The 22338-nt window shown below is 38.1% G+C and carries 20 protein-coding genes; 11 read left to right on the forward strand and 9 right to left on the reverse strand.

What is annotated here, in order from left to right; all coding sequences use genetic code 11:
• Positions 1-168: 168 nt before the first annotated feature.
• Genes CDOM15925_RS01295 through CDOM15925_RS01315 form a run of 5 tightly spaced genes read right to left on the reverse strand, consistent with a single transcriptional unit; the run spans position 169 to position 5260 of the window.
• Positions 169-945: an ATP-binding cassette domain-containing protein gene (locus tag CDOM15925_RS01295; RefSeq protein ID WP_169940274.1), complete on the reverse strand. Its 777-nt coding sequence runs from the start codon at positions 943-945 to the stop codon at positions 169-171.
• The gene (locus CDOM15925_RS01300; RefSeq protein WP_169940276.1) at positions 942-1796 is read right to left on the reverse strand and encodes an ABC transporter ATP-binding protein; all 855 of its coding nucleotides are present in this window, start codon (positions 1794-1796) and stop codon (positions 942-944) included. The genes CDOM15925_RS01295 and CDOM15925_RS01300 overlap by 4 nt, the downstream gene beginning before the upstream one ends.
• A complete protein-coding gene (locus tag CDOM15925_RS01305; protein ID WP_169940278.1) occupies positions 1796-2650 on the reverse strand; it encodes an ABC transporter permease in 855 nt (284 codons plus the stop codon). The genes CDOM15925_RS01300 and CDOM15925_RS01305 overlap by 1 nt, the downstream gene beginning before the upstream one ends.
• On the reverse strand, positions 2647-3654 hold the full coding sequence (locus CDOM15925_RS01310; protein WP_169940280.1) for an ABC transporter permease: 1008 nt from the start codon (positions 3652-3654) through the stop codon (positions 2647-2649). Before CDOM15925_RS01310 ends, CDOM15925_RS01305 begins: the two co-directional genes overlap by 4 nt.
• Positions 3655-3667: 13 nt before the next feature.
• Positions 3668-5260 (reverse strand): ABC transporter substrate-binding protein, encoded by a 1593-nt coding sequence (locus CDOM15925_RS01315; RefSeq protein ID WP_169940282.1) that lies wholly within the window; start codon positions 5258-5260, stop codon positions 3668-3670.
• 405 nt (positions 5261-5665) lie between these two features.
• Between CDOM15925_RS01315 and phsA the strand changes: the two genes are divergently transcribed.
• Genes phsA through CDOM15925_RS01340 form a run of 5 tightly spaced genes read left to right on the forward strand, consistent with a single transcriptional unit; the run spans position 5666 to position 11293 of the window.
• Positions 5666-7966 carry a thiosulfate reductase PhsA gene (gene phsA, locus CDOM15925_RS01320; RefSeq protein WP_169940284.1) on the forward strand — a complete coding sequence of 767 codons (2301 nt, stop codon included), beginning with the start codon at positions 5666-5668 and terminating at the stop codon, positions 7964-7966.
• Positions 7967-7977: 11 nt separating this feature from the next.
• Entirely contained in the window at positions 7978-8547 is a 570-nt protein-coding gene (locus CDOM15925_RS01325; protein WP_169940286.1) for a 4Fe-4S dicluster domain-containing protein, read from the forward strand.
• On the forward strand, positions 8540-9511 hold the full coding sequence (gene nrfD, locus CDOM15925_RS01330; RefSeq protein WP_169940288.1) for an NrfD/PsrC family molybdoenzyme membrane anchor subunit: 972 nt from the start codon (positions 8540-8542) through the stop codon (positions 9509-9511). Before CDOM15925_RS01325 ends, nrfD begins: the two co-directional genes overlap by 8 nt.
• 5 nt (positions 9512-9516) lie before the next feature.
• A complete protein-coding gene (locus CDOM15925_RS01335; protein WP_169940290.1) occupies positions 9517-10185 on the forward strand; it encodes a response regulator transcription factor in 669 nt (222 codons plus the stop codon).
• 28 nt (positions 10186-10213) lie between these two features.
• Complete coding sequence (locus tag CDOM15925_RS01340; protein WP_249934650.1) at positions 10214-11293, forward strand: sensor histidine kinase; 1080 nt, start codon at positions 10214-10216, stop codon at positions 11291-11293.
• On the opposite strand, the gene CDOM15925_RS01345 is transcribed toward CDOM15925_RS01340, so the two are convergent.
• Positions 11290-12150 carry a cache domain-containing protein gene (locus tag CDOM15925_RS01345; RefSeq protein ID WP_249934651.1) on the reverse strand — a complete coding sequence of 287 codons (861 nt, stop codon included), beginning with the start codon at positions 12148-12150 and terminating at the stop codon, positions 11290-11292. The two genes, CDOM15925_RS01340 and CDOM15925_RS01345, sit on opposite strands and share 4 nt — an antisense overlap.
• Entirely contained in the window at positions 12143-12508 is a 366-nt protein-coding gene (locus tag CDOM15925_RS01350) for an HIT family protein (protein WP_169940294.1), read from the reverse strand. Before CDOM15925_RS01350 ends, CDOM15925_RS01345 begins: the two co-directional genes overlap by 8 nt.
• A 121-nt stretch (positions 12509-12629) precedes the next feature.
• Between CDOM15925_RS01350 and CDOM15925_RS01355 the strand changes: the two genes are divergently transcribed.
• Positions 12630-13118 (forward strand): type 1 glutamine amidotransferase family protein, encoded by a 489-nt coding sequence (locus tag CDOM15925_RS01355; RefSeq protein ID WP_169940296.1) that lies wholly within the window; start codon positions 12630-12632, stop codon positions 13116-13118.
• 52 nt (positions 13119-13170) lie between these two features.
• Here CDOM15925_RS01355 and glmS read toward each other — a convergent pair whose 3' ends face one another.
• Entirely contained in the window at positions 13171-14982 is a 1812-nt protein-coding gene (gene glmS, locus CDOM15925_RS01360; RefSeq protein WP_169940298.1) for a glutamine--fructose-6-phosphate transaminase (isomerizing), read from the reverse strand.
• 2 nt (positions 14983-14984) lie between these two features.
• Positions 14985-17525, reverse strand: coding sequence for an HD domain-containing protein (locus CDOM15925_RS01365; RefSeq protein ID WP_249934652.1), 2541 nt, complete (start codon positions 17523-17525; stop codon positions 14985-14987).
• Positions 17526-17584: 59 nt separating this feature from the next.
• On the opposite strand from CDOM15925_RS01365, the gene mqnE reads away from it, so the two are divergent.
• The 5 genes from mqnE to CDOM15925_RS01390 are packed head-to-tail and all read left to right on the forward strand — an operon-like array spanning position 17585 to position 22288.
• The gene (gene mqnE, locus CDOM15925_RS01370) at positions 17585-18649 is read left to right on the forward strand and encodes an aminofutalosine synthase MqnE (protein ID WP_169940300.1); all 1065 of its coding nucleotides are present in this window, start codon (positions 17585-17587) and stop codon (positions 18647-18649) included.
• 13 nt (positions 18650-18662) lie between these two features.
• Entirely contained in the window at positions 18663-19955 is a 1293-nt protein-coding gene (locus CDOM15925_RS01375) for an NCS2 family permease (protein WP_169940302.1), read from the forward strand.
• 11 nt (positions 19956-19966) lie between these two features.
• On the forward strand, positions 19967-20407 hold the full coding sequence (locus CDOM15925_RS01380; protein ID WP_169940304.1) for a phosphoribosyltransferase: 441 nt from the start codon (positions 19967-19969) through the stop codon (positions 20405-20407).
• Between the two features lie 16 nt (positions 20408-20423).
• Complete coding sequence (locus CDOM15925_RS01385) at positions 20424-21629, forward strand: ArnT family glycosyltransferase (protein ID WP_169940306.1); 1206 nt, start codon at positions 20424-20426, stop codon at positions 21627-21629.
• A 2-nt stretch (positions 21630-21631) separates the two neighbouring features.
• A complete protein-coding gene (locus CDOM15925_RS01390) occupies positions 21632-22288 on the forward strand; it encodes a pilus assembly FimT family protein (RefSeq protein WP_169940308.1) in 657 nt (218 codons plus the stop codon).
• The last annotated feature ends 50 nt before the right edge of the window (positions 22289-22338 follow it).

The following is a 22338-nucleotide window of genomic DNA, read 5'->3' on the forward strand; positions in this document are numbered from 1 at the left end:
AACGAATTTTAATATTTTTAGATTATTTTGTATCATTTTTTAAGAAGGATTTATAATTGTAAGATTTAAATTTGATAATACATATTAAAAACAGGCTAAATTCGGCGCAAAATAGCCTGAAATTTGAAAATTTACTTCCGTTTTGACAAAATTTATAAAAAATAAAAATTAAATTTTAGGTATTGCTTTCATTAAAGTTTTTGTAAATTCGTTCTTAGGCGAGCTAAAAATCTCATCCACTTCACCGCTTTCAACTATTTTGCCGTGATTCATTACTAAAATTCTATCCGTTATATGCTCAACCACACCTAAATCATGACTTATAAAGATATAGGTAAGCCCAAATTCATCCTGCAAATCAAGAAGTAAATTTAAAACCTGAGCTTGAATGCTTACATCAAGTGCACTTACAGGTTCGTCGCAGATGATGACTTCCGGACGCAGGATAAGAGAGCGAGCGATTCCGATGCGCTGACGCTGTCCTCCTGAGAATTGATGGGCGTAGCGATGATACCACTCCTCTTTAAGCCCTACCTTTTTCATGATCTTTAGCACTTCGCCTTTGATCTCGTCCTTGCTTAAATCGGTATTTAGCACTAGCGGCTCTGATATGATTTTTCCTATGTTCCAGCGCGGATTTAGGCTGGAATAAGGATCTTGAAAGATCATCTGAACATTTTTTCTAAAATTTTTCAGATCGTTTTTATCAAATTTAGCCTTGTCTTTGTCTTTGTAGATTATATGTCCGCCTGTCGGTTCGTCAATCCCTATTAGAAGTTTTGCAGTGCTTGATTTGCCGCAACCGCTTTCGCCGACTATGCCTAAAATTTCGCCTTTTCTAAGCTCAAAACTTATGTCATCAACCGCTTTTATAACCTCTTTTTTTAAAATTCCGGTCTTTATCGTGTGGTATTTTTTTAAATTTTTAATCTCAAAAAGGTTCATCTTATCTCTTTTTTAAACTCTAAATAATTGATATTTTCATCGACGAATTCAAGCCTAGTTTTACGTTCGCCCTCTTTTGGGATCGAGCCCATAAGAGCTTTTGTGTATGGATGTCGCGGGTCTTTTAATACCTCTTTTACTCCGCCACTTTCAACGATTTGACCTTTATACATTACTATCACGTCATCAGCGATATTTGAAACGACGCCAAGATCGTGCGTGATAAATAAAATCGCCATATTGTTTGCTCTTTGCAAATCTTTCATAAGTTCGATAACTTGAGCTTGTATAGTTACGTCAAGTGCCGTTGTGGGCTCATCCGCGATAAGAAGCTGTGGCTTGCAGACCATAGCCATGGCTATCATTATGCGTTGGCGCTGACCGCCTGAGAGCTTAAAGGCATACTCTTTTACACGTTTTTCAGGCTCTTTTATGCCGACCATCTCAAGGCTTTCAATTACTTTTAAAGCTCGCGCTTTTTTGCTTAAATTTGGCTGATGAAGCTTTAGTGCCTCATCTATCTGATATCCTATTGTTAGGCTAGGATTTAGGCTAGTCATCGGCTCTTGAAATATCATAGCGATTTGAGAGCCTCTGATATTTCGCATACCGCTTTCTTTGAGGCTTAGTAAATTCGTGCCGTTAAATAAAATTTCACCCCTTTTTATACGCGCCTCTTTATCAAGCAGTCTCATTATGCTTAAGCTTGTTACGCTCTTACCTGAGCCGCTTTCTCCGACTATACAAAGAGTTTTATTATTTTCAAGACTAAAACTTACGTCGTTCACCGCTTTTGTATAGCCTAGCTCGCTTTCAAATCCTACCTCTAAATTTCTAACTTCAAGTAGCATCATCTACTCCTTAGCTTCGGATCAAGCGCATCTGTTAGAGCATCTCCGATAAGGTTAAATCCAAGCACTGTTAGAAATATAGCAAGGCCCGGATATAGTATCATCCAAGGAGCCGTCGTGATGTACTGGAGTGAATTTGAAAGCATCGCTCCCCATTCTGCAAGCGGAGGTTGCGCGCCAAGTCCTAGGAAGCTCAGTCCTGCCGCTTCTAGCACCGCGCTAGCAAAGCCCATAGTGGCTTGCACGATGATAGGACTTAAGCAGTTTGGCAGGATAACCAGTAACATTAGTCTAAGATCGCTTGAGCCGTTTATGCGAGAAGCGATGACGTATTCTTTCTCTTTTTCGGCAAGTACGCTTGCTCTTATTATCCTTGCGTAAGTTGGAATTCCGACTATACCGATTGCTATCATGGCGTTATATAAACTTGGTCCAAGGATAGCTACGATAACGATAGCAAGCAAGATCGCAGGGATTGCAAGCATGATATCAACAATTCGCATTATGATTAGATCAATTAGCCCGCCGTAATAACCTGCTAAAATTCCAAGCAAGAGTCCAATTGCAAGAGATATAACGACGGATATAAAACCTATCATTATGGAAACTCTTGCACCATATATGATGCGCGACAAAAGATCTCTTCCAAAATCATCGGTTCCTAGTATATAAGCCGAATTTGCTCCGTTTTCATAAATAGGTGGCAAAAGGCGCATTGCCAAATTTTGCTCGTTTGGATCAAATGGAGCTATGAGAGGCGCAAATATAGCACACACTATAAGAACTAAAACTATAAATAGACCAAACATAGCAAAGTAGTTTTTAGTAAATTGTTTTATTAGTTGGTTGCTCATTGGCCAAGCCTGATTTTTGGATTTATGACCGCATAGAGTAGGTCGGTGATCAAATTTATAACAATAAATATAGTTGCGATTATAAGAGTGGCTGATTGGATAATCGGAAAATCTCGCTGATAAACGGCGTTTACTAGCCACTTGCCGATACCGGGCCAAGAAAACGTAGTCTCTGTTAAAATGGCTCCTGCAAAGAGAGTTCCAAACATAAGCCCGATAACTGTAATAACAGGCATTAAAGCATTTTTAAGGGCGTGTGAGATAATAACCCTAAACGAGCTACAGCCTTTTGCTTTTGCCGTTCTTATATAGTCTTCTTTTAGCACGGAAGTCATACTTGCTCGCGACATTCTTGCGATTATCGCCATTGGAATAGTTCCAAGTGCAAAAGCAGGCAGCACAAGATGCTTAAGTGCGTCTTTAAAAGCATCTATATCGTTTGCCAAAAGCGTATCTATAAGGTGAAATCCCGTAACTTGCTCAACGTAAAATTCATACCCGAGCCTTCCTGATACGGGTAGCCATCCGAGCTTTACGCTGAAAAAATAAATAAGCATCAATCCAAGCCAAAATATCGGCATACTAACGCCTGCAAGCGCAACAAACATTGAAGCGTAATCAAAAGTGCTGTATCTTTTTACCGCAGATATTATGCCGGCCGTAACACCTATAATGATAGCAAATAGCATAGCTATCGTAGCAAGCTCTACCGTAGCCGGAAATCTCTCTATAAATTCGTCCCAGACGGGCTGCTTGGTCTTGATAGAATTTCCAAAATCTCCTTTGAGAGATTTAGTGACGAAACTTATATATTGCTCGGTTAAAGGCTTATTAAAGCCCATTTCTTCATTAAATTTCTCAATACTTTCTTTTGTAGCCCGCTCACCTAAAACTGCCAAAGCAGGCTCACCCGGAGTTAGGTGAACCATAGAAAATACAAGGAGCGACACCCCAAAAAGTGCAGGTATCGCCCATAAAAACCTCTTTATAATGTAACGTAACAATTAAGCCTTCTTTTTATTTATTTAGCCATACTTCTTTAAATCTTCTTTTGCCGACAGGGTCTATCTTAAATCCTTCTACGAATTTAGCTACCGGCACGACATTAACCGAATTTGCCAATGTCACCCAAGGAACATCTTTAGCAAATACCTCTTGAGCCTCTTCATAAAGCTTTGTTCTTTCATTTACATCGCTTGTCTCTTTCGCTTTTGCTACGAGCTTGTCGAATTCAGGATTTTTCCAAGCCGCGTAGTTTTGCGCAGGGACGTTTGCCGCATGAGAGGTTAAAAGGATGTTCAAGAAGTTATCCGGATCTCCGTTATCTCCCGTCCAGCCAAGCAAGCACATATCATGCTCTAAATTTTTAGTCTTATCAAGATATGTTACCCAGTCATAGCTTACTATTTTAGCTTTTATGCCTACTTTTGCAAGGTCTGATTGGATAGCTTCGCCCACTTTTCTACCATCAGGAATATACGGTCTTGATACGGGCATAGCATAAAGCGTAACCTCAAATCCGTTTTCATACCCTGCCTCTTTAAGAAGGGCTTTTGCTTTTTCTACATCATATTCGTATTTGGTGATATTATCATTAAAGCTCCATAAATTCGGCGGAATCGGAGCATATGCAACCTTGCCGAAACCTTCATATACCGCATCTACGATAGCTTTTTTATTAACCGCATGGTTTATGGCTTGGCGAACTCTTAGGTCTTTAAACATCTCTCTATTTGTATTCATAGCAAGATAGCCTACGTTCATACCTTCTTTTTCGATAAGTTTTACGTTAGGATCTTTTGCCAGATCTTTTACTTCGGCAGGGTTTGGCTGCTCTAAAATTTGAATTTGACCGGTTTTAAGCTCTGCGGTGCGAACCGAAGCGTTTGGTATAACGCGAAGAATAACTCTATCAAGATACGGTCTGCCGCCCCAGTATTCTTTGTTTGCCGTAAGTATAACGCGATCGTCTTTTATCCATTTTTCAAAGACAAACGGACCTGTTCCTACAGGAAGGCGATTTAAATCCTCGGCTTTGCCGTTTTTCATAAGCTCTTCAGCATACTCTTTTGAAAGAATTCCCGCAAAATCCATAGCTATGTTTGCCAAAAACGGAGCTTCAGGCTTTTTAAGAAGAAATTTGACCGTGTATTTATCTACTTTAACAACATCTTTTACGATATTGTCCATGTCCATATTTATCCAGTATTCATAAGCGCCGCCTACTTTTGCAAAAGGATGACTTTTGTCAAATTGGCGTTTAAATGAAAACACTACATCGTCCGCGGTAAATTCTACTTTTTTCTTAAAGAATTTGGTCGGAGCAAAATACACACCCTCTCTTAAGTAAAACGTATATTCAAGTCCGTCCGCGCTTACATCCCAACTCTTTGCAAGAGCTGGTTCTATCTCGGTTGAACCGTATTTAAACTGAACTAGGTTGTCAAATATATTGTCTGTTACAAATATACTTTCACCGTCGGTAGTGTGAGCTGGATCCATAGCGGTAGCGTCACCGCTGCGTCCAAAGACAAGTGTGCCGCCGTATTTTGGTTCGGCAAGCAACAAACTAGCGCAAAAAAGCATTAAAAGCATCGTAAGCTTTTTCATTTTGGCTCTCCTTTATCGTAAATTAAATTTGCATTCTGTGTCAGATTGTATCAAAAAAGCTTTTTGGTAGCGCATAAAATGGGCTAAATTTATCAAAAAAATTTACAATATGTTAATTTTTGTTATATTTTAGTAACTTTAGTAACAAATTTACACTATACAAATCAAATATGAATAAACCTGTTTAAATTCTTAAAAAATATCAATTTTACAAAAAAATGAAAATAAATAAATTTTAAATTTACGTAAGAAATTTAAAATTTATTTTTATAAAAATACGATAAACACGAGATTTTATAAGATAATAATTATCAATTAACTACTAAATATGATATGAAAAATTTACGCATAATTTACGCAGTTATTTTATGATTTCATCAAATTAAAATTTAATGAGGAGGAAATATGAACAAATCAAGACGTAATTTCTTGAAGGCTTCCACGGCAACCGGTTTTTTAGCTATGACTTATGCTCCCGGCACTTTGGGTGCGGTCGGCGCTAAAGCATTGGAAGGCGGAGAGAGGGTAGCTTATAGTTTTTGCGAGATGTGTTCGACTCGCTGTCCTATCGAAGCTAAAGTAGTGGACGGCAAAAACATCTTTATACAAGGAAACGGCAAAGTTAGCGGAACCGCAACTTCGGTTTGCGCAAGAGGCGGCGCGGGTCACAATCAACTATACGATCCGCAAAGACTTGTAAAACCTCTCATTAGAGTAGGTGAGCGCGGTGAAAATAAATGGCGTGAGGCAAGCTGGGACGAAGCTCTTGATCTTGTGGCTAAAAAAATGCTTGAGATCAAAGAAAAATATGGTCCTGAGAGCTTTGTATTTACCGCAAAATCAAGCCAAACTCATAAACTTATGACAACTTTTGCAAGCGCATACGGCTCGCCAAACTGCTTTTCTCACATGTCCTGTTGTCCGATAACTTACAGAATGGTCTGTGAGCATATGTATGGAGACGGAAGATTAAAAAGAGACTTCGGAAATGCAAAATATATCGTAAATTTCGGTCACAACCTCTTTGAAGGTATCGTTATATCAGACACTAAAAAGGTTGCGAAAATGGCTGAAAAAGACGATACTAAACTCTTAGTTCTAGAGCCAAGATTTAGCGTTATAGCCGCTAAAGCCGATGAGTGGCTTCCTGTAAAACCGGGAACAGACTTAGCATTTGTACTAGCGCTTATTCATACATGGATTAAAAACGGAACTTACGATAAAGAGTTTATCGAGAAATTTACAATCGGATTTGATAAAGTCGTAGAAAGCACTAAAGATACAACTCCTGAGTGGCAAGAGAAAATTACCGGAATTCCTGCTAAAACCGTTGAGAGAATAGCAGGCGAAATTTGGAAAGCCGCTCCAAAAGTCATCATCGATTTTGGTCATAAAACAACAACCGCAAAGGCCGAATACATCCGCACAAGAGCTATCATGGTTGCAAATGCGATGATGGGCAACTGGGAGAAAAAGGGCGGAATTTTCGGTGGCAAAAATGCCAAAAAATACAACTCTTTAGCAGGAGAAGAGCTAATACCTGCTATAACAAACCCAGATGCGGCTATAAAAGTTCCAAAAACTCCAAGACTTGATGCAGCTGGCGAAGATGGAAGAAATAAATTTGTAGGCAGAAGCCACGGCGTTTTGATGGAAATTCCTGATGCCATAATGAGCGAAAAGCCATATCCTATAAAAGGTTGGTTTAATATTAGATTTAACCACATGATCAACGTTGCAGGAACAGACAAAACTATAGAAAGCCTTAAAAAGCTTGACTTTATAGTAAGCTCTGACGTTTATATGAACGACTTTTCAATCTATGCAGACGTTATCTTGCCTGAAAGCACATATCTTGAAAGAGATGAGGGAATTGAAGATAAATCAAGCCAAAAACCTGCGTATATGATAAGAAATAAAGTAATCGATCCTGTAGGTGATACAAAAAATGGCTATGATATCTTTAGAGAGCTTGCAAGACGCATGAAAATAGATGAAAAATATACAAACAACACTATGGATGAGTGGAGAATGCAGCAAGTTAAAGGTAACGCCGAGCTACTAGCGCAACTTGCAAAAGACGGATATGTGACTTGGAAAGTGCCTGGAATTTTATTCAGAGAAAAAGACAGCGTTAAAAATTTTGTTAAGAAATTCCCTCATGCAGAGAAATTTGTAGGCGAAAACGGACTTATGGATTCTCAAGTGAAATTTAAAACAGAGAGTGGAAAAATCGAACTGTTTAGTGAAAAGGTTGATGCGCAATTTCCTACTTACGGCTGCTTAGGAAATATGGAAGATAACGTTAAGGATATGGATGTTTATGCAGGACATGAGCTTGCTATCATGACAGGAAAAACTCCTATCCATACTAACGGCCACACTCAAAACGTTCCTTTCTTGAATGATTTAATGAGCGAATCTCCTGTGTGGATAAATCCAAAAACAGCTAAAAAATATGGTGTAAAAACAGGCGATAAAGTCTTTTTGCAAAATAAATTTTCAAAAGATAAGGCAACTATATTTGTAACCGAAGGTATTAGAGAAGATACATTATTCTTGTATCATGGATTTGGACACGTGTCTGCAGGTCTTAAACGAACGGACGGAATGGGAACAAACCAAAGCAAGCTTCTAAATCCTGAAGCGGGTCCGGTGTGCTCTACGATGGTTACAAACGTCGGCGTTGATATAGTTAAAGCTTAAGGGAGAGTGAGATGAAAAAAGCATATAGAATGGTTCATAACGAGAACCTTTGTATAGGTTGCCAAGCTTGTTCGGTAGCTTGTAGAAGTGAAAATGACGTTCCAAACGGAGTTTATAGACTTCAAGTTCATGCAAAAATGAGCGGAACGTTTCCAAATTTAAAGACGGATTTTATAAGAAACAGTTGCGTTATGTGCGAAGATAGTCCTTGTGTAGACGTATGTCCTACGGGAGCTAGCTTTAAGACAGAAGATGGACTTACGTTAATGGATCACAGCACCTGCGTAAGCTGTAAATACTGCATCCTTGCTTGTCCTTACGATGCAAGATACGTTGAACCTGGTACCGGTGAAGTAGGTAAATGTACGTTTTGTTTTGAAACAAGAGTTAGCAAAGGCGAACAACCTGCTTGCGTTACCGTATGCCCTACGGACGCGCTTGCATTTGGCGATCTAAATGATCCAAATAGCGAAGTTAGCAAAATTTTAAACGATAAGGCTCACTACTATCCAAAAGCCGAGCTTAAAACTAGACCAAAACTGGCTATGATAGCAAACCGCAAAGGAGGAAGCCATGAATAATATGTGGGGAAGCGTAGCTCAATATCACGAAATTTACTGGCCGTGGCCGATTGCGGTCTATCTGTTTTTAGCGGGTCTTTCAGCCGGCTCTATGATGGTTGCACTTTTAGTTAAGTGGAACTATCACAAACAAGAAAACGATACCATTTGGGACGCGATGGTAAAAGCGGGCGCCATAGTAGCCCCCGTAACTATCTGTGTGGGCCTAGCTTTGCTTGTGCTTGATCTTGGTAAGCCGCTTAGTTTTTATTGGATTTTGATTAAGTATAACTTTGGCTCTGTTATGTCAATAGGTGTTGCATTGCTACTTATCTATACGCCGTTTGCGTTTTTGTTTGCGATAATTATCTTTGAAAAAGAGATAGAAAAATACGCAATCTTTTCGCTATTACGTCCGGTATCAAGAGTGATACGCTCATTTGCACCTCTTGCTAAAACCATTGAAACGATACTATTTTTAATGGCGATCGGGGTTGGAATTTACACAGGCTTCTTGCTAAGTGCGGTTTATAAACTTCCGCTTTGGAATACGCCTATACTTCCGATCTTATTCCTAACTTCAGGATTTAGCTCAGGCGTAGCGGCAAATATTTTAGTAGGAATGACATGCTTTAAGCACCTAATCAATAAAGAAAATGTAAAATACTTGCTTGTGCTGGATTTGCGAGCGGTTTTATTTGAGATACCTTTGATAGCGATTCTTTTCCTAGGTCTTCATTTTGAAGGCGGAGCAAGTGCTGTAGTGGCTAAGCAAGCTCTTACTACGGGACATTACGCTATGATATTTTGGATAGGAGTTGTAGGCATAGGACTTGTTACTCCTATAATTATCGCAGCTACCGCACTTAAAAATCACGCTTACAGAGTTGGCTACATCGTAGTAAACTCATTGGTTATAATTTGCGGCGTTATCTTGCTTAGATATTATATCGTGTATGCGGGACAAGTCTTTACAGGAGCTTAATAGAAGTGAGAATCCTACTTTTAGAGGATGATTTTAATTATAGAGAGAGCGTCTCGGAGTATCTTCAGGCCTTAGGCTATGAGGTTGACGAGGCGCCCGACGGGCAGGTGGCTTGCGACAAGATCGCTAACAACTTCTACCACCTGCTCATACTTGATATCAAAGTTCCGCATATAAGCGGACACGAAGTTATAAAATACGCAAAAGACATCGGTCTTGAAACTCCCATCATGATAACCACTTCACTTGTAGATATAAACGATATGGCCGTAGGTTATCAGCTTGGCTGCAACGAATATCTAAAAAAGCCTTTTGAGTTAGCCGAACTGAAATTTAGAGTAAATGAGCTTATGCGCAAATATCACGGAACGGACGATAAAAATTTGCTCGCGATAGAGGGTGGATTTGTTTTTGATTTTATTAAAAAGCAGCTTAAATTTGAAGGCAATGTGATCGATATCAGCGCAAAAGAGATAATGCTTATAGAGTGCTTGCTGTATCACAAAAACAGCTTTGTTTCTCTTGAAACTCTGCGCGCGGAAGTTTGGGGCGATAAGGATGTAGATCCTGCAGATGTTCGTATGCACGTGCGTAAAATTCGTCAAAAAACCAAGGCTGATTTCATAGTTTCATCTCGCGGACTTGGTTATAAGATTAATGTTAAAAAGCCTTAAAATCCCTATTTTCGCCACCTTGGCGATCATGACTCTTTTTTTGTTTCAAAGCTATGAGATTATAAATTTAAGCATGAAGGACGAATACTCTAAAAATATCTTTGAGCTTATGGAGTATGAGGGCGAAATTCGCCAAAATTTAGAAAGAAACGAAGCTATTCCCTCATCATTAATATATCGTTACGCGATATTTGATCTGAGAGAAAAAAAGATCGTTTCAAATTTGGATATCACGCCAAAAAATCTAAAATTCATCACCAAAGAGGAAAACGGTTATCTCTTTTACAAAAGTTACCTTAAGATAAAAGATGAAATTTACTATCTTGTAATATCCAAAAAACAAAACAGCGCAAGGATATTTTTTATAGCTACGCTAATGCTCGTGTTTATATTGATAGTTGTTTTTTTCACTCTTTATCTGTCTTTTGTAAGTAGTATAAAGCCCTATAAAGACGCTAAAAAATATATGAACAGCTTTTTTAATGACGCTATGCACGAACTTAAAACCCCGCTTGGAGTAGTCGGCATAAATTTAGAGATGCTTAATATCGACAACAAATACACGGCCAGAATGCGCTCAGCCTTAAAGCAGATGCAAATAACCTATGAAGATGTCGAGTATTACATAAAACACAGCTACATACTCTTTCCGCCCGAAATTTTAAATTTCAGCGAATTTTGTCTTGAAAGAGCGCGCTATATGCGAGGCTTTGCCATGTCAAAAAACATTAAAATTTACGACTTTATAGAGCCTGATCTAAAAATTTTTATGAGTAAGATAGAAGCTGGCAGGATAGTGGATAACAACCTTAGTAACGCGGTTAAATATAGCTCTCCGGGAAGCGTTATAAACGTAACTTTAAAGCTTGAAGACGATTGGATTATATTTGAGGTGGAGGATTTTGGCGAAGGGATAAAAGATACGAATAAAATTTGGAAACGCTACGTTAGAGACGAGGGAGTTCAGGGGGGCTTTGGGCTTGGGTTAAATATCGTCCAAAGTATCTGTGTGAAAAATAGCGTCGGCTATAGCGTAACTTCGGAGCTGGGCAAGGGTAGTAAATTTACTTATAAATTCACTCCTTACTCAAAACATCTGCTTGATTAGTTTTTAAACCAGATGTTTAATTTCGATAAATTTCTCTCCTTTTGATTTGAGTTAAAGTATATCACGAAGTAGCCTATGCGCTTGTTTTGAGAATCAAGCATAGGCTTTATAGCGAAGTTGTGATTGTCAAATTTGTAAAATTGATTATCTTTAAAATCAATGTCTTTTAGTATCGGCAATACGTTTAAATTCGCATACTCTTTATTTATAAGATGGTAGTTTTGGATTATGCCGCTTTCTTCTTCTGCCTGGTAAGGCGAGCTTGAGGACTTATCAAGCAGCACAAAGAGATCAACTCCTTGATCTAAAAAAAATTCGCTCAGATGTCCAAAATCAAGCAAAACTTCAACGCTTCCTAAAATTTTATTATCTTTAAAAACCGGCGCAACAGATCTTATGAGGGCTCCGGCTCTACCTGTTTCTATGCCTGCTACAACCCCTTTTTTAGCTTCTTTTAGCATAAAGCGAAAGCTTGAAAGATTGTCGTTATACATAGGTATCCAACTTCTTGCAAGGCTCTTTAGCTCGGGCGTATGAAGGTGAAATCTGACGTTTTTAAATATCGGCACTTTTTCAAGCATGTGAGTAAAATCGTGCAAAGTATGCATGCAGTGAGTTCTGTTATCTTCCAAAAAGCACTTTTTGATATTTTCGCTTTCCGATAGAAGCACCGCGACCGTCATCGCGGAGAGCTTTTCTTCCTCTATGTTTTTGTTTAAAATTTGCGTTTGAAAGTCAAGAATTTTTTTGATATTTTCTATCTCAACCTCTTTTTCATACTCTATCCAGTAAAATATCAAAAAGCACATCAAAGCAAATGCTGCTAGCGCGGTTATGAAGGCGAATTTTTTATTCATTTTTTAGCTTTCTTGTTAAAATTTCGCAAAATTCGCTAAAGCTTGGCAAATCCAGCTTGCCTTCGCGTTGTTTTTTACCCCACATCGGCTCAGGAAAAAAGCTATCAGTCTCAAACCTAGCCATAACGTGCAGATGAACTCTCGGGACGTAGTTTGCAAAGCTTGCGATATTTATCTTTTTGGGTTTATAAAACTCTATCATAGTTTTTTCGGCGATAAGCAGCGCTTCAAATAGCCTGTTTCTAGTCCTTTCATCGCAGTCGCTAAGCTCCACAAAAGGAGTTTTAGTAAAAATTTTAATCCAAGGAATTTCGCTCTCTTCACGCTCTATAAATATAAAATCATCTTGATATATCATGGCTAAGCCTTTGTTTGCTAATTAGGTTTTATTTTATGTTTATTTGGCTAAGAAAAGGGTTAAAATTTGCGGAATTGAATTTTAATCTTTTAAAACCTATACTTATTAAAAAGGAATAATTATGAAGACGGCAATTGTGATTTACGATAAGATTAATTTATTAAGTTTCGCTCAAATTTGGCAGATGTTTCCTGCCGATTTAAGAAGTAACGTGAAAATTTGTGCTTTTAAAAGCGAGATAGTAGATGAGCATGGACTTAAAATTTCGCCTGAAATTTACGGTGAAAGCCTTTACGGGTATGATTGCGTGATAGTGCCTGACGGTATGGGCGCGCTTGGACTTAGATACGATGAGATATTTTTAAGCTGGATTAAAAGTGCATCAAGTGCAAGGCTTAAAATAGCCTTTGATTTAGGTGCTCTCATCTACGCAGGAGCGGGATTTTTAGAAGGCAAAAAAGCTTGCGTAAGGGCCGGATATAAAAATGCGCTTAAAGAATACTGCGAATTTAGTGAAGAGAAAATTTGTCAAAACGGTGAAATTTTGACGATTTGCGAGTGGAGTAAAGAGGCGAAAGAAAAATTGGCTGAAATTTTAGGCATCAACTAAATTTAAAAGCCAAAGCGGATTTTTCTAGTCCTGCTTTAGCTTTGATAGTTATTTACTCGACCGTTACGCTTTTAGCCAAATTTCTTGGCATATCCACGTCATTTCCGAGCCTAACCGCGATCTCAAGAGCAAAAATTTGAAGGATTATCATCATCTCAAAAAACTCGCTCATAGGATGAGTCTGCTTGCTTGTTTTGATAAAATCATCGCTTAATTCAAACTCCTCAGGACTTATAACTAATATATAAGCGTCTCTTGCGGCAAGCTCTTCTACGTTGCTTTTGCTCTTTTCATAAAGAGTAGTTTTTGGAAGCAGGGCGATCGTAAATAGCTTTTCATCTGCAAGCGCGATAGGTCCGTGCTTCATATCGCCGGCAGGATAGCCTTCTGCGTGCAGATAACTTATCTCTTTTAGCTTAAGTGCGCCCTCAAGTGCAAGCGGATAAAAGATATCCCTGCCGATAAAGAAAAATCCGTGTCCGTGCAGGTAATGCTTAGAAAGCCTACGAATTTTTTCTTGTAAATCATCTTTGATATTTAAAATTTGCGGTATATGAAGCAGGGCTTTTATCTCGTCTTTTAGCATATTTTTATCTATAGTTCGTCTAATTTGCGCAATTTGCAAGCAGAGCAGCCAAAGCGTGATGACTTGCGTTGCAAAGGCTTTTGTGCTGGCAACTCCCTTTTCTATGCCTGCGCGAGTTAATATCGCGGTGTCGGCAAGTCGGACGATAGAGGAGTTATCGACATTGCAGATAGCTATAGTCTTAAGTCCTGCGTTTTTGGCTATTTTTAGCGCTTCAAGAGTGTCTGCCGTTTCGCCGCTTTGAGAGATGACGATAAATAACGAGCTTTTATTTAAAATCGGCTCTCGGTAACGAAATTCGCTTGCTATTTCGACTTTAGCGCGAATTTTTGCGATGCGCTCATATAGGTAGCTTGCAGCAAGCGCGGCGTGATAGCTCGTACCGCAAGCGCAAAATATGATGTCGCCAATACCTTCTAAAAAGTCTTCTTGAAGCTCCTCGAGTTTTACCTGTTCGTCTTTAATTCGCCCCATTAATGTTTCGGTAACGACGCTGCTTTGCTCGTAAATTTCTTTCTCCATAAAGAATTTATACCCTTCTTTTTGAGCGTAAGCCTTATCTTGAGGCAGTTTTACGAAGGATAAATTTAACTTGCTATCGTTTTTAAAGATATTTATGTCATTAAGCCTTGCATAGCCATACATCCCGTCTTCAAGATAGATAGCCTCGTCTGAAATGCCTATAAGAGCCGCATCTGATGAGCCGAAAAATACTTCGCCGTCTTTGTTTTTGCTGATTATTAAAGGCACCGCGTTTTTAGCGAAAAATATCTTATTTGGCTCAAGCTTGGTTATTAAAAGTGTCGCATAAGCACCTTCAAGGCGTGCTATAGTAGCCTTATAAGCTTCAAAAACATCTTTTTTTTCTTTTAAAATTTCTTCAAATAGATGAACTATCACCTCCGTATCGGTCTGGCTTAGGAATTTAACCCCTTTTGCCTCAAGCTCATCTTTTATCTCTTTATAGTTTTCTATGATGCCGTTGTGAATCACGAAAGAGTGCTCGCCGATATGCGGGTGTGCATTTATCTCCGTAGGCTTTCCGTGCGTCGCCCAGCGAGTGTGTCCGATAGCTAGACCAAAGCCGCTTGAGCTAAAATTTTCGCACTTTTGGACTAAATTTTCAAGCTTGCCTACGGCCTTAAAATAAGATATGTCATCATTGCTCATTACCGCTATTCCCGCAGAGTCATAGCCTCTATACTCAAGCTCTTTTAGACCGCCTAAAATTATATTTTTTTTCTCTTGATTTCCTATGTATCCTACGATTCCACACATTTTTACTCACTTATTAGTAGATTTAAAATTTTATTTTCATTATACGGCGCGACGTCTGACTTCTCTATTAAAAATAGATTTCGCGTGCGATTTTTGATAGTTTGAATTCTTGCGCTTGCTATTTTTATACCCAAATTTTCAAAAACCATCATCACGTAAGCCATAAGCCCGCGCTGATCTTTTGCGTTTATGCAAAGTTTAGCGTAATCTTTTGAATGATTAGTATCAAAACTAAGCTCCTCTTTTAGTATTGTCGGCTTTGAAACATTGATTTTATTATTGCTTTCAAGCGAAAGCGTGATCAAATTTCTAACGCTTTCAAGCTCGCTTGTGCGAACATTTTTATTAAATTCAAGCCTTATATAAAATTTATCGTCAAACAGTTCAAAAATTTCCATATAGGCAAGATCTAAATGTGCTAAATTTGAAAGCGCTAAAGCCAAATTAGGATGAGATTTTATGATAATCTTAATGCTAAAATTTTGATGATTTTGTGTAAATACGCTCAGTTCTTTTGAAGACTGCGCTAAATTCGCGATATTTATGATATCTGAAGGCTGATACTTGATAAAGAGCAAATTTGAAGGGATGGAAAATATCTTATCTTTTAAATTTTCGCTAAGTTTTACAAATTCCGGATTTCGCCTTATGCTATGCTCTTTTTTAGCCCTTCTTGTAGCTTCATCAAGCAAATTTTCATCCTCAAAGCTCTCAAGCGAGATGAGATAAAATTCTTTCAAAAGTCTTGCTATATAAGGATTATAAAGCTTCTCGTCGGTTGCATTTATCACGCAGTAAGTAAGGATATAAAGCAGCTTTAGGGTCTGCTTGTCGTTTAGCTTTGATATGAAGCTAAAAATAGTTCGCTGATTGTAGATGTCTTCACGGTTTGCCGTATCGCTCATAAGAGTATGGTATCTAACCAGCGTTACGCCTATATTTACGGCTTTTGCGCTTAAATTTAGCTTCATTGCGTAGGCTCTAAATATATTTGCTCCCGTTATACTGTGATCGCCCGGCAAGCCCTTGCCTACATCGTGCAGAAGAGCAACCAGCTTTAGCATAGTTTTGCCCTCTATGCAAAGCTCGTCGTATAGGGATTTTATGAATTTATCTTTTATGTTTTCAAGGAATTTAAGGCTAGTTACGCAGTGCTCATCGACGCTAAATTTATGATATCCGTCAAATACCGCAAGGTGTCTTGTGTGCTCCATCGGCTTTACGATAGTTAGCAAAATTCCAGCGTCAAGTAGCGCTTTTATTATGCAGTGGCTGTTGTTTTTCTGCAAAAGTTTTTTGAAATTTGCAAGCGTTTTTTCGCTTTCGCCTTTTTTTGCGACTGCGCGTTTTATGTAAAAGATAGCGCTTATGTCAAATTTATAGTCCATATCTCCAAGCTCAAGAAGCTCTAAAAGCACCGAATTTAAGCTTGTAGGACGCTTTTTGAGCGGAGTGTAAACAGTATTTTCGATTCTATAAAATCCATTTTTAAGTCTTGCCGTTTTTAGCTCGTTAAAGCTTGCTTCGCTAGTGAAATTTGAGCGATAAAACGAGCTTGTAAGATATCTTGCGTAAATACCCACCGTATGCATACAGCTAAGCAGTTTTTGAGAGATGATGCTAGTTGTTTCTTGCGTTTTTTTGGATTTTGTCTGCATTAAAGCCGTTATCTGGCTTAAATTTTGCGAACTAAAATGATCTGAATTTAATAGTAAATTTTGAGCCGATTTTATGCAAAGTATAAAATCAATCGCCAAATTTAAAGAGCTAAGCTCCTTTTCGTCGATAAATTTAAGCATCTGTGAGCGCAGGCTTATCTCATTTTCAAAGCCGTTTAGCGCGCAAGTCAGATAATAAATTTCATCGCTTCCGCCAAAATCCGATTTTAAATTCGGCTCTTGATTAAGGTTTTTTATCTCATTAAACGTGCCAAAAATTTTCATATAGTGTTTTAAGTTTTCTTGCCTGTCATGCTCTCTTGCCACGTAAATTTCAGCCCTTGCGAGCTTATACATGTATTTCGAGCCTGCTATGAATCGAATTTTGCTAAGTGCGGCTTTGGCTTTGAAGTCGTTTTTAAAATTTTTTATTATCTCGCCGACTTCTGACGTTTTGATATTTAAATTTAGTCCGCACTCGCTAAGAGCTTTTAAAACGAGCTTTAAAATTTGCCTTACGTTAAATCCGCTTGAATTTTTATAGACTACTAAAATTTCAAGCACGGAGTTAAGGCTTACTAAATTTTGAGCATATTTTTCGGTTGCGATTATACAGATGGGAATTCTGTCAAGATCGGGCAGGAAGTCATCAAAAATTTCATTTAAAACGGCATTTAAGCAGAGCTTTATGAGCTCATCGCTCTCTTTTGAGATGAAATTTACAAAGCCTTTTCCTTGTAGTTTTTTAAGCTCTTGTTTTAAATTTATCTCGTAATTTTTAAATCTCTCTTTTAGCTCTAAAAAGTCTATTTTTTCCTTCTTTAAAGCCGTTTTTTGCATACGCGCCTTTCTGAAATTTTCATAAATCATACTAAAATTTTGCAAAAACAAAGCTTTTTTTACCTATAATCGCTCTATTATTTCTAAAAACGGACAGAGTAAAATTGACAAATTTGATTGAAAAACTACAAAGCGGCGATAGACTTTCTCGCAAAGAGTGTTTAAAGCTTTATGAGCTTGATCTCTTTACTCTCGGTAAATTCGCTAATATCAAACGCAAGCAAATGCACGGCAAGAAGATTTTTTTTAACGTTAATCGCCATATAAATCCGACCAATATCTGCGCTGATGTGTGCAAATTTTGCGCTTTTTCTTCTCATAGGAAAAATCCAAATCCTTACACGATGAGCCACGATGAAATTATGGCAGATGTCGCTACCAGCGTAAAAAACGGTGCTAAGGAGATACATATCGTCTCGGCGCACAACCCTCATACAAGCTGGCAGTGGTATCTTGAAATTTTTAGAAAAATTAAGCAAAGTTATCCTGATTTACACGTCAAAGCGCTAACTGCAGCAGAGGTTGATTTCTTATCTCGTCATCACGGCTTAAGCTATGAAGAAGTAGTAGAAAAGATGGTCGAATACGGTGTAGATAGTATGCCGGGAGGCGGAGCCGAGATATTTGACGAGGAAATTCGGGCTAAAATTTGCAAAGGTAAAGTAAGTAGCGAAAACTGGCTTAAAATTCATAAAATTTGGCATGAAAAAGGAAGGCTGAGCAACGCCACAATGCTTTTTGGTCATGTGGAAAACGAAGCTCACAGGATCGATCATATGCTTAGAATTCGCGACTTGCAAGATATCACAAAAGGCTTTAACGCCTTTATTCCGCTTGTCTATCAGCGCGATAATAATTTTATAAAAGTTAGCAAATTTATAGGCTCGGTTGAAATTTTAAAAACTATGGCTATATCGCGTCTTGTGCTTGATAATGTGCCTCACATAAAAGCTTACTGGGCTACTTCTACGATAAATTTGGCGATGGTTGCGCAAGAATTTGGCGCAGACGATCTTGACGGCACTATCCAAAAAGAGAGCATTCAAAGCGCAGCAGGCGCAAAAAGCGCAAGAGGAATGGATATGAAAAGCTTCATAGAGCTTATAAAAAGCTCAGGTTTCATTCCTGTAGAGCGCGATAGTCTTTATAATGAGTTAAAAATTTATTAAAAGAGGAGAAAGAATGGATTATTTTAAGCTAAAGGAGCACGGCACTAGCGTTAAGCAAGAGCTAAATGCCGGACTTACGACGTTTTTAACGATGATGTATATCGTGCCGGTAAACGCTATCATCATGAGTCAAGCCGGTATGCCTATGGACGCGCTTATAACGGCAACTGCGCTTATAACGTTTTTTGCGACCGCGCTTAACGGAATTTGGGCGAATACTCCTGTTGCGATGAGCGTCGGAATGGGATTAAACGCTTATTTTACTTTCGGTCTTGTAATCGGTATGAAAATTCCTTGGCAGACTGCGCTTGGAGTGGTCTTTATCTCGGGTATTATATTTTTAGCGCTCTCTTTTACGAATTTTAGAATTTGGGTCATAAAATCAATCCCTATCGATCTTCGCCGAGCTATAAGTGCAGGTATAGGCGTGTTTATAAGCTTCATCGGACTTCAACAAATGGGCATAGTCGTAAATAACGATGCCGTGCTCGTAGGACTTGGAAATTTAAAAGATACAAATGTAATGCTAGGTCTCATAGGACTGCTTTTTGTTATTGCATTTTGGGCTTGGAGAGTAAAAGGGGCTTTCATCCTTGCCATACTATCTACTTCTATAATCGCATGGGTTTTTAAAATCGCCCCTTATCCGAAAGAATTTTTCTCAGAACCTGCATCCATCACACCTATATTTTTAGAGCTTGATATAGCAAGCGCATTTTCTCTTGCTCTTTTGCCTGTTATCATTACATTTTTCGTAACCGATCTTTTTGACTCGGTAGGAACGCTTGCCGGAGTGGGAAATAGAGCGGGGATATTTGATGAGCATAGCGATGAAGGTATAAAAAGGCTTGAAAAGACTCTTGAAGCCGATGCCGTAGCTACGGTAGTGGGGTCTTTGGTGGGAACTAGTACCACAACTTCGTTCGTAGAGAGTGCAAGCGGTGTGGAGGAGGGCGGAAGAACAGGTCTTACTGCGGTATTTTGCGGACTTTTGTTTGTGCTTACTATTTTTATGCTTCCTCTTTTTAAGGCTATCCCTTCAAACGCAGTGTATCCCGTGCTTGTAATGGTTGGCGTGCTTATGTTTAACGAGCTTGCGCATGTGAATTTCAAAGATCCCGCCATAAGCGTTGCCGCGTTTTTGATAGTAGTTATTATGCCGCTTACTTACTCGATTACCAATGGACTTTCTTGCGGATTTTTGGCGTATTTGATAGTTAGGCTCTTAAGAAAAGAGTTTGAGCATATAAATATCGGCGTAATCGTCCTTGCGCTTATTAGTTTTATAGTATTTTGGGTTCAATAAAAGGAGAGAGTATGATTTATTATCCGTATGAAGAATTTGAAAAAGATGTAAGAGAGCTTGCTAAGGAGATAAGAAGCGAATTTGATCCGGACGTGATTTTGGCTATAGCTCGAGGAGGGCTTACTTTGGGGCACTCGCTTGCGGTTGCACTTAACAAACGAAACCTCTTTACGCTAAATTCGATTCACTATGAAGAGACTAAAAAGCTTGATACTATCGATATATTTAACGTGCCTGATTTGACTAACTATACTAAAATTTTGCTGGTGGATGATATTATCGACACCGGAGAGAGTATGGTTGAGATTAAGCGTGAGCTTTTAAAAATGTATCCGCATCTTGATATTAAGATAGCGGCTGTATTTTACAAGCAAAAAGCTTTGATATTGCCTGAATTTAAAGTAAAAGAAGCTCACGAGTGGGTTGAGTTTTTCTGGGATATCCATATATAAATTTATAAAGCAAACGATGCAAAAGCAATCCGTACTAAGCTCTGAGACGTTTTTGATATTTCTTATATGTTTTATCGACGTGATTTTTTTGACGTATGGAATTTCAACGCTTAGCATAAGCTACTACGAGGCTGAAATTTTTTATAATACAGATCAAATTTCAGCCCTTCTTGCAAAAATTTCAACCGGAATTTTCGGGCAAAACGACTATGCTTTAAGACTTCCTTTTGTGATCTGCCATCTTATAAGTGTCGCTTTGCTTTATAAAGTTTCAAAATCGATTTTAAAACGTAAATTCGATAGAGTGATAAGCGTAGCGATGTTTATATTACTGCCGGGAGTCCTGGCTTCGGCGATCTTGGTAAATGACGCTGGCATTGTTATAATGCTAACCTTGCTTGCTTTGTATTGTTATCAAAATAGGCAAATTTTAGCTTTTTATCTGCTTTTGATCGCTCTTGCTTTTATAAGCGGATCGTTTTTAGTTTTTTTCTTGTCGCTTTTTATTTTTGGAATTTTTAGAAGAGACGCTAAATTGGCTTGGATTTGCGCGATTTTATTTGGACTTTGTTTTTATCTGCACGGCTTTGAAACAGGAGGCAAGCCAAGGGGGTATTTTTTAGATACGGTTAGCGTATTTGCAGCTGTTTTTTCACCTTTTGTATTTTTTTATTTTGTATATGCTATCTATAGAATTTGGATTAAAGAGCAAAAAAGCTTGCTTTGGTTTGTTGTCGTTACGTCATTTTGTCTTTGTATAGTTTTATCTTCAAGACAGCGCCTTGAACTTGAAAATTTTTTACCGTTTTGCGTGATATCAACTCCTTTGATAGTAAGAGTTTTTTTTAGCTCTTATAGGGTTAGATTGCCTTTGTTTAGGAGATTTTATAAAATTTTAGCCACATTTACAATTATTTCTTTGGTTGCTAGCTTTTCCTTTGCGCTATTTAATGAAATTTTTTATAAATTTTTAGAAAATCCAAAAAAACACTTTGCTTATAAATACCATATAGCAAAAGAACTAGCCGAAGAGCTTAAAAAAATAGGAGTAGATAAAATTTATACCGATAACGAAAAGTTGGCACTTAGACTTCAATTTTATGGAATTGAAAACGGTAAAGACAAACTTATAAATTTAGATATAAAAGAAAAATATGCTAATATAACCATCGAAAAATTTAATAAATCGATAGCTAAATTTAACTATATCAAAGAGAGATAAAAATGCTTAAAAAAGCCTTTACTATGATTGAACTTGTGGTTGTTATTGTTGTTATAGGAATTTTAGCTGCTATGGCTATACCAAGACTTGAGCGCGATAATCTTGCCGAAGCCGTCGATCAGATTGTCTCCCATATAAGATACACTCAACACCTTGCTATGCAGGATAATAGATTTAATACAGCAGACGGCAACTGGTTTAGAGGCTATTGGAGGATATTGTTTCATAGCGGAACGGTTACAGGAGAGCCTGCTGGAATGTGGAGATATACTATTTTTAGAGATGGTGGTGTCTATAGCGGCAATCCAAACGCATTAAATCAAATTGCGGTAGACCCATTGGATCCTCAAAAAAGGTTAACCTCAGGTTTTGGTAATCAAGGTTATCCTGCCGCATCTATTAAGCAAAATTTAAATTTAACTAGAACATTTGATATAGTAAATATTGTATTTAATGGATGCGGAGCCAATAGAACACAGACCATATCTTTTGATAATTTTGGACGTCCAAATGGTGCCATGCAAGGAGCTGCGAGACAGCACGATAGATTATTTAATACAAATTGTGTTATATCATTAACTACTCGAAGCGGACGTACCGGTACTATAACTATTGAAAGAGAAACAGGCTTTACTAGAGCTACCGTGCCTACTTTGTAGTATGTCAAAAAACTCAAATAAATTTTATAAGAAAAAGTTTTCATTATTCG

It is taken from the genome of Campylobacter sp. RM15925 (assembly GCF_012978775.1).
Classification (GTDB): Bacteria; Campylobacterota; Campylobacteria; order Campylobacterales; family Campylobacteraceae; genus Campylobacter_A; species Campylobacter_A canis.

Bases quoted from the DNA above. Each gene is read 5' to 3' on its own strand.
- CDOM15925_RS01295 (WP_169940274.1), bottom strand. From the start codon at position 945: ATGAACCTTTTTGAGATTAAAAATTTAAAAAAATACCACACGATAAAG.
- CDOM15925_RS01300 (WP_169940276.1), bottom strand. From the start codon at position 1,796: ATGCTACTTGAAGTTAGAAATTTAGAGGTAGGATTTGAAAGCGAGCTA.
- CDOM15925_RS01305 (WP_169940278.1), bottom strand. From the start codon at position 2,650: ATGAGCAACCAACTAATAAAACAATTTACTAAAAACTACTTTGCTATG.
- CDOM15925_RS01315 (WP_169940282.1), bottom strand. From the start codon at position 5,260: ATGAAAAAGCTTACGATGCTTTTAATGCTTTTTTGCGCTAGTTTGTTG.
- phsA (WP_169940284.1), top strand. From the start codon at position 5,666: ATGAACAAATCAAGACGTAATTTCTTGAAGGCTTCCACGGCAACCGGT.
- CDOM15925_RS01325 (WP_169940286.1), top strand. From the start codon at position 7,978: ATGAAAAAAGCATATAGAATGGTTCATAACGAGAACCTTTGTATAGGT.
- nrfD (WP_169940288.1), top strand. From the start codon at position 8,540: ATGAATAATATGTGGGGAAGCGTAGCTCAATATCACGAAATTTACTGG.
- CDOM15925_RS01340 (WP_249934650.1), top strand. From the start codon at position 10,214: ATGACTCTTTTTTTGTTTCAAAGCTATGAGATTATAAATTTAAGCATG.
- CDOM15925_RS01345 (WP_249934651.1), bottom strand. From the start codon at position 12,150: ATGAATAAAAAATTCGCCTTCATAACCGCGCTAGCAGCATTTGCTTTG.
- CDOM15925_RS01350 (WP_169940294.1), bottom strand. From the start codon at position 12,508: ATGATATATCAAGATGATTTTATATTTATAGAGCGTGAAGAGAGCGAA.
- CDOM15925_RS01355 (WP_169940296.1), top strand. From the start codon at position 12,630: ATGAAGACGGCAATTGTGATTTACGATAAGATTAATTTATTAAGTTTC.
- glmS (WP_169940298.1), bottom strand. From the start codon at position 14,982: ATGTGTGGAATCGTAGGATACATAGGAAATCAAGAGAAAAAAAATATA.
- CDOM15925_RS01375 (WP_169940302.1), top strand. From the start codon at position 18,663: ATGGATTATTTTAAGCTAAAGGAGCACGGCACTAGCGTTAAGCAAGAG.
- CDOM15925_RS01380 (WP_169940304.1), top strand. From the start codon at position 19,967: ATGATTTATTATCCGTATGAAGAATTTGAAAAAGATGTAAGAGAGCTT.
- CDOM15925_RS01385 (WP_169940306.1), top strand. From the start codon at position 20,424: ATGCAAAAGCAATCCGTACTAAGCTCTGAGACGTTTTTGATATTTCTT.
- CDOM15925_RS01390 (WP_169940308.1), top strand. From the start codon at position 21,632: ATGCTTAAAAAAGCCTTTACTATGATTGAACTTGTGGTTGTTATTGTT.